General features: G+C 67.6%; 10 protein-coding genes and 1 pseudogene. 5 read left to right on the forward strand and 6 right to left on the reverse strand.

Annotated features, from left to right (window positions below):
* From ENN83_RS05185 to speE, 3 genes are all read left to right on the forward strand, one after another.
* The coding region (locus ENN83_RS05185) for a hypothetical protein (RefSeq protein WP_287184845.1) at positions 1 to 188 on the forward strand (188 nt) is incomplete at its 5' end.
* 121 nt (positions 189 to 309) lie between these two features.
* Entirely contained in the window at positions 310 to 816 is a 507-nt protein-coding gene (gene speD, locus ENN83_RS05190; RefSeq protein WP_287184847.1) for an adenosylmethionine decarboxylase, read from the forward strand.
* Complete coding sequence (gene speE / locus ENN83_RS05195) at positions 813 to 1,658, forward strand: polyamine aminopropyltransferase (RefSeq protein ID WP_287184850.1); 846 nt, start codon at positions 813 to 815, stop codon at positions 1,656 to 1,658. Before speD ends, speE begins: the two co-directional genes overlap by 4 nt.
* Positions 1,659 to 1,731: 73 nt before the next feature.
* Here the strand turns inward: speE and ENN83_RS05200 are convergent, their stop codons facing one another.
* A complete protein-coding gene (locus ENN83_RS05200; protein ID WP_287184853.1) occupies positions 1,732 to 2,154 on the reverse strand; it encodes a PaaI family thioesterase in 423 nt (140 codons plus the stop codon).
* Positions 2,155 to 2,209: 55 nt separating this feature from the next.
* On the opposite strand from ENN83_RS05200, the pseudogene ENN83_RS05205 reads away from it, so the two are divergent.
* Positions 2,210 to 3,001 (forward strand): annotated as a pseudogene (locus tag ENN83_RS05205) (enoyl-CoA hydratase); the annotation flags it as partial.
* Positions 3,002 to 3,067: 66 nt separating this feature from the next.
* On the opposite strand, the gene ENN83_RS05210 reads toward ENN83_RS05205, so the two are convergent.
* From ENN83_RS05210 to ENN83_RS05230, 5 genes are all read right to left on the reverse strand, one after another.
* On the reverse strand, positions 3,068 to 3,232 hold the full coding sequence (locus tag ENN83_RS05210) for a hypothetical protein (RefSeq protein WP_287184856.1): 165 nt from the start codon (positions 3,230 to 3,232) through the stop codon (positions 3,068 to 3,070).
* Between the two features lie 194 nt (positions 3,233 to 3,426).
* Positions 3,427 to 3,681, reverse strand: a complete 255-nt coding sequence (locus tag ENN83_RS05215; RefSeq protein WP_287184858.1) for a hypothetical protein — start codon at positions 3,679 to 3,681, stop codon at positions 3,427 to 3,429.
* Between the two features lie 54 nt (positions 3,682 to 3,735).
* A complete protein-coding gene (locus tag ENN83_RS05220) occupies positions 3,736 to 5,214 on the reverse strand; it encodes a carboxypeptidase M32 (RefSeq protein WP_287184860.1) in 1,479 nt (492 codons plus the stop codon).
* Between the two features lie 3 nt (positions 5,215 to 5,217).
* Positions 5,218 to 6,366 (reverse strand): COX15/CtaA family protein, encoded by a 1,149-nt coding sequence (locus ENN83_RS05225; protein WP_287184863.1) that lies wholly within the window; start codon positions 6,364 to 6,366, stop codon positions 5,218 to 5,220.
* Positions 6,367 to 6,448: 82 nt separating this feature from the next.
* The gene (locus ENN83_RS05230; protein WP_287184865.1) at positions 6,449 to 7,186 is read right to left on the reverse strand and encodes an RNA methyltransferase; all 738 of its coding nucleotides are present in this window, start codon (positions 7,184 to 7,186) and stop codon (positions 6,449 to 6,451) included.
* Between the two features lie 136 nt (positions 7,187 to 7,322).
* Between ENN83_RS05230 and ENN83_RS05235 the strand changes: the two genes are divergently transcribed.
* Positions 7,323 to 7,835 (forward strand): thiamine phosphate synthase (locus ENN83_RS05235; RefSeq protein ID WP_287184868.1); only part of this gene is annotated, 513 nt, incomplete at its 3' end.

Below are 7,835 nucleotides of genomic sequence, written 5' to 3' on the forward strand. Positions count from 1 at the left end.
AGAGGGCGCGCCGCGATGCCGTCCCGCTTTTCGTCTCTTTCAGCCATGGATCGCCCTCCGGTCAGCGGCTGCGCGTCCTATACGGCCTGAACCGCGTCGATGGCCAGCCCCATGCAGCCGACCCCGACATGGTGGCCGGCCGGCCCGGCCAGGGACGGAATGTTGCAATCGCAGCAGAAACCCCTTGATCGACTCGACACGAACCCTTACGTGCCACTCCACATGATCGGAACCGATCCCAACTTCGGAGCACCGGGGGGGCGCTAAGGGACCGACTGGATTCAATCTACTGGTCAGAAGGGGAGCGCCATGAGCGACGCCAACCTCTTCCAACTGGGGATCGGTCTGGAGACAGGCGCCCATGCGGAAGATCACCGCGGCCAATCGGCTGCAGACGTAACCCGTGACGTGGTCGACGACTCGCGCGATGACCATTTCATCCGCCGCGACGGTCGGGTATTCGCCGGAACCCATCTCATCATCGAGGTGGTGAACGGCCATGGTCTCGACGACGAGGCCCGCATCCAGCAGGCGTTCCGCGACTGCGTGGGCGAATGCGGTGCCACGCTGCTGCATATCCACACCCACAAGTTCAGCCCCCAGGGCGTGAGCGGCGTGGCCGTGCTGGCCGAAAGCCATATCTCGGTGCACACCTGGCCCGAGATCGGCTATGGCGCCTTCGACGTGTTCATGTGCGGCGATGCGCAACCCTGGCGCGCCGTCGACGTGCTGTCGCGCGCTTTCGGGACCCAGGATGTCCGCGTCAAGGAACTGCTGCGCGGCGATGGTCTGGTGACGGACGTCCAGGCGGCATGACCGACTGGGTCCGCGAAAGCCTGCATTCCGACTACGCGCTGTCCCTGCGCGTGGATCGCCTGCTCTATGACAGCGAGACGGAGCATCAGCGGCTGAAGGTGTTCGAGAACGCCACCTTCGGCCGCGTCCTCACGCTCGATGACGTGGTGCAGACCACCGAGGGCGACAACTTCATCTACCACGAGATGCTGACCCATGTGCCGATCCTGGCGCATGGGGCCGCGCGCCGCGTTCTCATCATCGGCGGCGGCGATGGCGGCATGGCGCGCGAGGCGCTGCGCCATCCCTCGGTCGCCCATGTCACCATGGTCGAGATCGACGCGGGTGTCGTGGACTTCTCGAAACGATACCTGCCGATGCTCAGCCAGGGCGCCTTCGACGATCCGCGCCTGACCCTCGTCATCGACGACGGCGCGGCCTTCATGCGCCGCACCGAAGGCGGCTTCGACGTCATCATCGTCGATTCGACCGATCCCGTAGGACCGGGCGAGGTGCTGTTCACCGACACGTTCTACGGCCATGCGAAACGCGCGCTTGCGCCCGGCGGCATCCTCGTCACCCAGAACGGCGTGCCCTTCCTGCAGGGGGACGAACTGACGAACACGATGCGCGCCTTCAAGGCGCTCTTCGCCGACTGGGGCTGCTATCTCGCCACCGTGCCCACCTATGCCGGCGGGCCGATGGCCTTCGGCTGGGGCACCGATGGCGACGCGCGCCAGACCCCGCTCGACGTGCTGGACCAGCGTTTCGCCGCGTCAGGCATCGACACCGGCTATTACACGCCCCAAGTGCACAAGGCCGCCTTCGCGCTGCCGGGCTATGTCGCGCGCCTGATGCCCTGACACCCTGCCTTCTTCTGGCCGGAAATATCCTCGGGGGGAGTCCGCGTCCGCGGACGGGGGGCAGAAGGCCCCCCTACCCCTTGGGCGGGATCGAATAGGTCAGCCCGGCGCGCGCCGCGGCACCCGCCATTCCTTCCGAAAAGATCAGCGCATCGCCCACCGCCAGCACGCGGCCCAGCTTCAGCAGGCGCGCCTCGCAGATCAGGTCGCGTCCCGCGGCGGGCTTGCGCATGAAGTCGATGGAACAATTGGTCGTCACCGCCAGCGCCCTCGGTCCGATCATCGCAAGGATCGCCAGGAAGATCCCGACATCGGCCAGCGCGAACATCGACGGCCCCGACACCGTGCCGCCCGGCCGCAGATGCCGCTCGGCCACCGCCATGCGCACCCGCACGGCCATCGGCGCGACCTCCTCGATCACGAAACCGTCGCAGACCTGCGGAAATTCCCGCGCAAGGAATGCGGCAAGCGCGTCCCGGTCCATCACCACGTTCATGGCTTTTCCCCTGTCCCTGTGACGCGTAGTCTTCGCCGCCGAGGCGAGGAGAGACAAGATGACCGAAATCCTGTTGCGTGAGGATGCCGGCGGCATTGCCACGCTGACCCTGAACGCGCCCGAACGGCTGAACGCGCTGTCGGATGCGATGCTGGCCGCCCTTCAGGCGCAGATCGACACACTGGCCAAGGATCGCGAGACGCGCGTGGTGATCCTGAAAGGCAATGGCAAGGCGTTCTGCGCGGGCCATGACCTGAAGGAGATGCAGCAGGGCCGCCAGGCAGAGGATGGCGGGCGCGCCTGTTTCGCCGATCTTTTCGCCCGCTGCGCATCGGTGATGACGGGGCTCATGCGCCTGCCCCAGCCGGTAATCGCCGCGCCGCACGGGATTGCCACCGCCGCGGGCTGCCAGCTTGTCGCCTCCTGCGACATGGCCATCGCCGCCGAGGGCACGCGCTTCGGGGTGAACGGGGTGAATATCGGGCTGTTCTGTTCGACGCCCATGGTCGCGCTGACCCGCAACATCCCGCGCAAGCAGGCGTTCGAGATGCTGACCACCGGCGCCTTCATCGACACCGACCGGGCGACCACGCTGGGGCTCATCAACCGCGCCGTTCCCCATGACAGTCTCGATCAGGAAACCCGCGCCCTTGCCGAAACCGTCGCAGGCAAACTCAACTCCGCGGTGCGGATCGGCAAGCGGACGTTCTACGAACAGATCGAGATGGAGATTTCCGACGCCTATGCCCATGCTGGCGACGTGATGGTCGAGAACATGCTCTGGCGCGATACGAACGAGGGAATCAGCGCCTTTCTCGAAAAACGCCCGCCGGACTGGCAGGCGTGAGCGGGTGGATCGGTGCCGGGCGGGAGCCCACCCGGCCCTGATCCTTTCACTCGCAGGAGGCCGGGATCACTCGGCGGCGATCCGCATGGCCGACGCCGACGCGGCAGCGGCTTTTTTAGCCTTGCGGCGGCGCGTCTCGGCAAGCTGCTCTTCGGTCTGACGCATGTTGATATAGGCGAAGGCCACGACGAAACCAATGGTGCCAAGCGCGAGGGGGCCGATGATGTCCATTTGCAGTTCCCTTTGTTCTGTGTGGTTGTGCAAGGGATACGGGGGCTGTCGCGAACCGGATCACCGCCGATTGAAAAAATGTGGCAATAGATCGGCAGGCTTCGGTGGGGTGAATTTCAGACAGTTGAAAACCAATGGAAAAACGGCAATCCGCCCGGCCGGTCATGGCTGCGTGATCGGCCCGTGACTGCCGATCAGCGCACCAGGATGATGATGATCAGGAAATAGACCAGAAGCCCGATGACACCGGCATTGGCGAACAGCAGGCTCGTGAACAGCAGCGCCAGAAGCACCGCGAGCACGATGAAGACCTGTTCGTGGATCGGCCGACGCGAGACCCGTTCCTCGATCTCCTCGGGCGAATAGCGCCGGATCACCCCGCCGAGAATGGCAAAGGCGACCCGCCGTGCGCTTTGCCACAGCTCGCCCAAGAGTGTCCCGCGCCGCATCATTCCGCCTTCTACCAGCGCCCCGACATCGTTTCCAGCCCGCACTCCGGGCACTTACAGATCGTAGAGTGCGCCGAACTTTGCGTCGAGATAATCCATCAGCGGACCCTCATGCGGCGCAAATCCGCAGGCGCGCTCGATCATCTCGGCCGGCAGATACAGCCCGCCATGGCGCTGGACCTGGACCGCAAGCCAGGCGGTCGCCGGTTCGGCATGACCACGGGCAAGATCGTCGTCCAGCGCGGGCACCGCGGCGCGCAGCGCGGTATGAAGGCACCCGGCATAGACATTGCCCAGCGTGTAGGTCGGGAAATAGCCGAACAGCCCCACCGACCAATGCACATCCTGCAGGACCCCGTTCGACGGCCGGTCGACCGCCAGACCGAAATCCGCCAGAAACCGCGCGTTCCAGGCCTCTTCCAGATCGGCCACCTCCAGCCGCCCGGCGATCAGGTCGCGCTCCAGATCGAAGCGCAGCATGATATGCAGGTTGTAATGCACCTCGTCCGCCTCGGTGCGGATGAAGCCGGAATGCACCCGGTTGACCGCGGCGTAGAAGGCATCCGGATCGGGGGCGCCCGAGGACCCGAAGATCCCGGTCATCCGTCCATGCAGCCAGCCGCAGAACGCGCGGGACCGCCCCAGCTGGTTCTCGTAGATCCGGCTCTGGCTTTCATGCACGCCCATCGACACGCCCGCCCCCAGCGGCGTCAGCCGATAGGAGGGCTCGATCCCCTGTTCATAGGCACCATGGCCGACCTCGTGCAGCGTGGAGTAAAGGCAGCCCAGCGGCTCGGCCTCGTCCACGCGCGTCGTGATCCGCACATCCGTCCCCGACCCGCTGGTGAAGGGATGCACCGACCGGTCCAGCCGCCCATGCCGCCAGTCATAGCCGAAATGGCCGGCCACCTCACGCGCCAGCGCCATCTGGCCCTCGGTCGGGAAATGCCCCGACAGCGCGGCCGGCGCGCGGCCCGATCCCATGATCCGCTCGCGCAACGCCACCAGCCGCGGCCGCATCCGGTCGAACATGGCTGCCAGCCCCGCGGCGGTGGCGCCCGGCTCGTAATCGTCCAGCAGCGCGTCGTAAAGACTGCCGCCCTCGGCCAGCGCCGAGGCTTCCTCGCGCTTCAGCCGCACGACCTCGGTCAGGATGGGCAGGAAATGCGCGACATCGTCACCCGCCCGCGCCTCGGCCCAGATGCCCTGCGCGCGGCTTGTGACCCGGGCGATCTCGGCCGACAGCCGGTCGGGCAGTTTCGTCGCGCGCGCGTAACTGCGCCGGATATGGCGCAGCTGCGCCCGGCCCGCCGGGTCCAGCGCCGCCTCGTCCACCGCCGCCAGCCATTCGCCGACCCTGGGATCGGTCCGGCGCGCGTGCAGCACCGATTCCAGCGCGCCCATCTCGTCGGCGCGCTGCTGGGCCGCGCCCTTCGGCATCACCGTTTCCTGGTCCCAGCCCAGCCGCCCCATCACCTGCGCCAGCGCCTCGGTCTCGCGCTGGAACGCCATCAGATCGTCGAACGCACCCATCCGTTACCCCCGGATCGTCGATTGCTGCACCGGGTATCGCGCCAGGAACCGCGCATGCAGCACCAGCGTCCAGAGCGTGATCGCCCCGATCTGGTGGGCCACCGCGATCGGCCATTGCGAGGCGAGCAGGATCGTCCCGATCCCCAGCGTCGCCTGCGTCAGCACCATCAGCGCCACCAGGTCAAAGGCCCGGCGCGTGCGCCGATGCACGCTCTTGCGCCCGACAAACCAGGTCACGAGGCCCAGCACGGCCACCAGATAGCCGTTCATCCGGTGCAGGAACTGCACCAGCCCGTGATTCTCGAAGAAGTTGCGCCACACGGGTTCGATATGGAACGGGTTCGGCGGCAGGAAGTCGCCCGCCATCATCGGCCAGTCGGTATAGGCCCGCCCCGCATAGAGCCCCGCCACCTGCGAGCCCAGCAGGATCTGGAGAAAGACCAGCAGCATCAGCGCCGTCGCCATCCCGTATCCCGCCGGATCGCGCACCCGGCGGGCCTGCAACAGGTCGGCCTCGGTCCGCGACAGCTTGAAGATGAACCAAGCCGTCACCCCGATCAGCGAGAAGCCGAAGCCGATATGCAGCGCCATGCGGTAGGACAGGAAATCGAAGGGCGGCGGCGCGATGCCGCCCCCGCCCACCAGCCAGTCGGCCGCGCCCAGGAACACGATCAGGACGCCCAGCCCCAACAGGCGCAGCGCCCAGCCCTTGGGCATCTTGCCCGCGGCCAGAAATCCGACAAAGCCCACCGCCCAGAGCACCAGCGCCGTGGGCGCCAGCTGGCGCGAGCCCCAGCCCCACCAGAAGGCCAGATGGAACTCGTCGATCCCCAGCCCATGCGCCTCGCCGCGATAGACCGGGCTCTGGCGAAAGCGGTCGAACGCCGCCAGCCAGTCGCCGGGGTCGAGCGGCGGCAGCGCCCCGAACAGCGGGTTCCAGTTCGGCATCGGCACCAGCATCTCGGTCAGCCGGGCAAAGGCGCCGATCACCAGCATCGCGGCGACGATGAGCAACAGCATCATCAGCCACAGCCGCACCGCGCTGCGCGCGCCCCGACGGGCCGCGCGGTCGATCGCGCCGGGCTGCACCACGGGCCGCTCGCGCGGGGCCTCGATGCCGACCTCCTCGAAGATGTTGCGCTTCCTGGTCATGGATGTCCCTTTCGGCGGCCCGTCCCTGCCGCGCGTCTGAGGCCTGCGGCGAACAGTAGTTCCGCCAAGGGGTGCCTTCAAGTCAGAGCCCGTCGCCGCGCCCCCGTATCAATTGCCGCAGCATCCCGTGCAGCGTCTGCACATCGGCCCGCGTCAGCGGCATCCGGCTCCACATGTTGCGCAGGTTCAGCTTCATGTTCGCGGCCTTGGTTTCGGGAAAGAAGAACCCCGCCGCCTCAAGCCGTTCCTCGAAATGCTCGGCCAGTTTCTCGACCTCCAGCCCCGTGGCGGGCGCGGCCCCGGCCATCTGCACGCGCTCGGGCAGGATGCCGGGCGACTGGCGGCGCCATTCATAGGCCGTCAGCAACACGCATTGCGCCAGGTTGAGCGAGGGGAATTCCGGGTTCGCGGGCACCTCGACAATGGCATTGGCCCGCGCGATGTCCTCATTTTCCAGCCCCGCGCGCTCGGGACCGAACAGCACCGCGACCCGGCGGCCCTGCGCGATCATCCCGCGCGCCTGCGCCATCGCGCGTTCGGGGGTGACGACCGGCTTGGTCAGCCCCCGTGCGCGCGAGGTGGTGGCATAGACATAGTCGCAATCGGCCAGCGCCTCGGCGGTGGTGGCAAAGACGCCCGCATGATCCAGCAGCCGCCCCGCCCCGCTTGCCAGCGCCACCGCGCGCGGGTTCGGCCAGCCATCGCGCGGGTCCACCATCCGCAGGCCCGTCAGCCCGAAATTCCACATCGCCCGCGCCGCCGCACCGATATTCTCGCCCATCTGCGGGCGGACAAGGACAAAGACAGGCTGATCGGCCATGCGGGGGGCTCCGGGCTGGGCTGCGCCCGCCTGATACGCGGGCCCGTCCCCCGGTTCAAGCGCCCGCCCGGTTCAGGCGATGGTCAAGCAAGGCGAAGCCCGCTATAGGGGCGCGAACGACCCGAGGAGCCCCGAAATGGCCGAGATCGAGCGCCCGCAAATCTACCTCATCACCCCCCCCGCCTTCGAGCTGGACACGTTCGCCCCGCGCCTGGCCGCGGTGCTGGATGCCCATCCGGTGGCCTGCCTGCGGCTAACAATGGCCACGCGCGACGAGGACAGCGTCGCGCGCGCCGCCGATGCCCTGCGCGAGATCGCCCATGCCCGCGACGTGCCGCTGGTGATCGAGGCGCATCTGGGCCTGGTCGAGCGGCTGGGGCTTGACGGGGTGCACCTGACCGACGGGTCGCGCAGCGTGCGCAAGGTCCGCAAGGCGCTCGGCACAGACGCCATCGTGGGGGCCTTCTGCGGGGCCTCGCGCCATGACGGGTTGACCGCGGGCGAGGCGGGCGCGGATTACATCGCCTTCGGCCCCATCGGCGCGACGGCCCTGGGCGACGGGACGCTGGCCGAACGCGACCTGTTCGAATGGTGGTCCGAAATCATCGAGATCCCCGTGGTGGCCGAGGGCGCGCTGGATGAGGAACTG

The organism is Rhodovulum sp. (genome assembly GCF_011048875.1).
Lineage (GTDB): Bacteria > Pseudomonadota > Alphaproteobacteria > Rhodobacterales > Rhodobacteraceae > Rhodovulum > Rhodovulum tesquicola.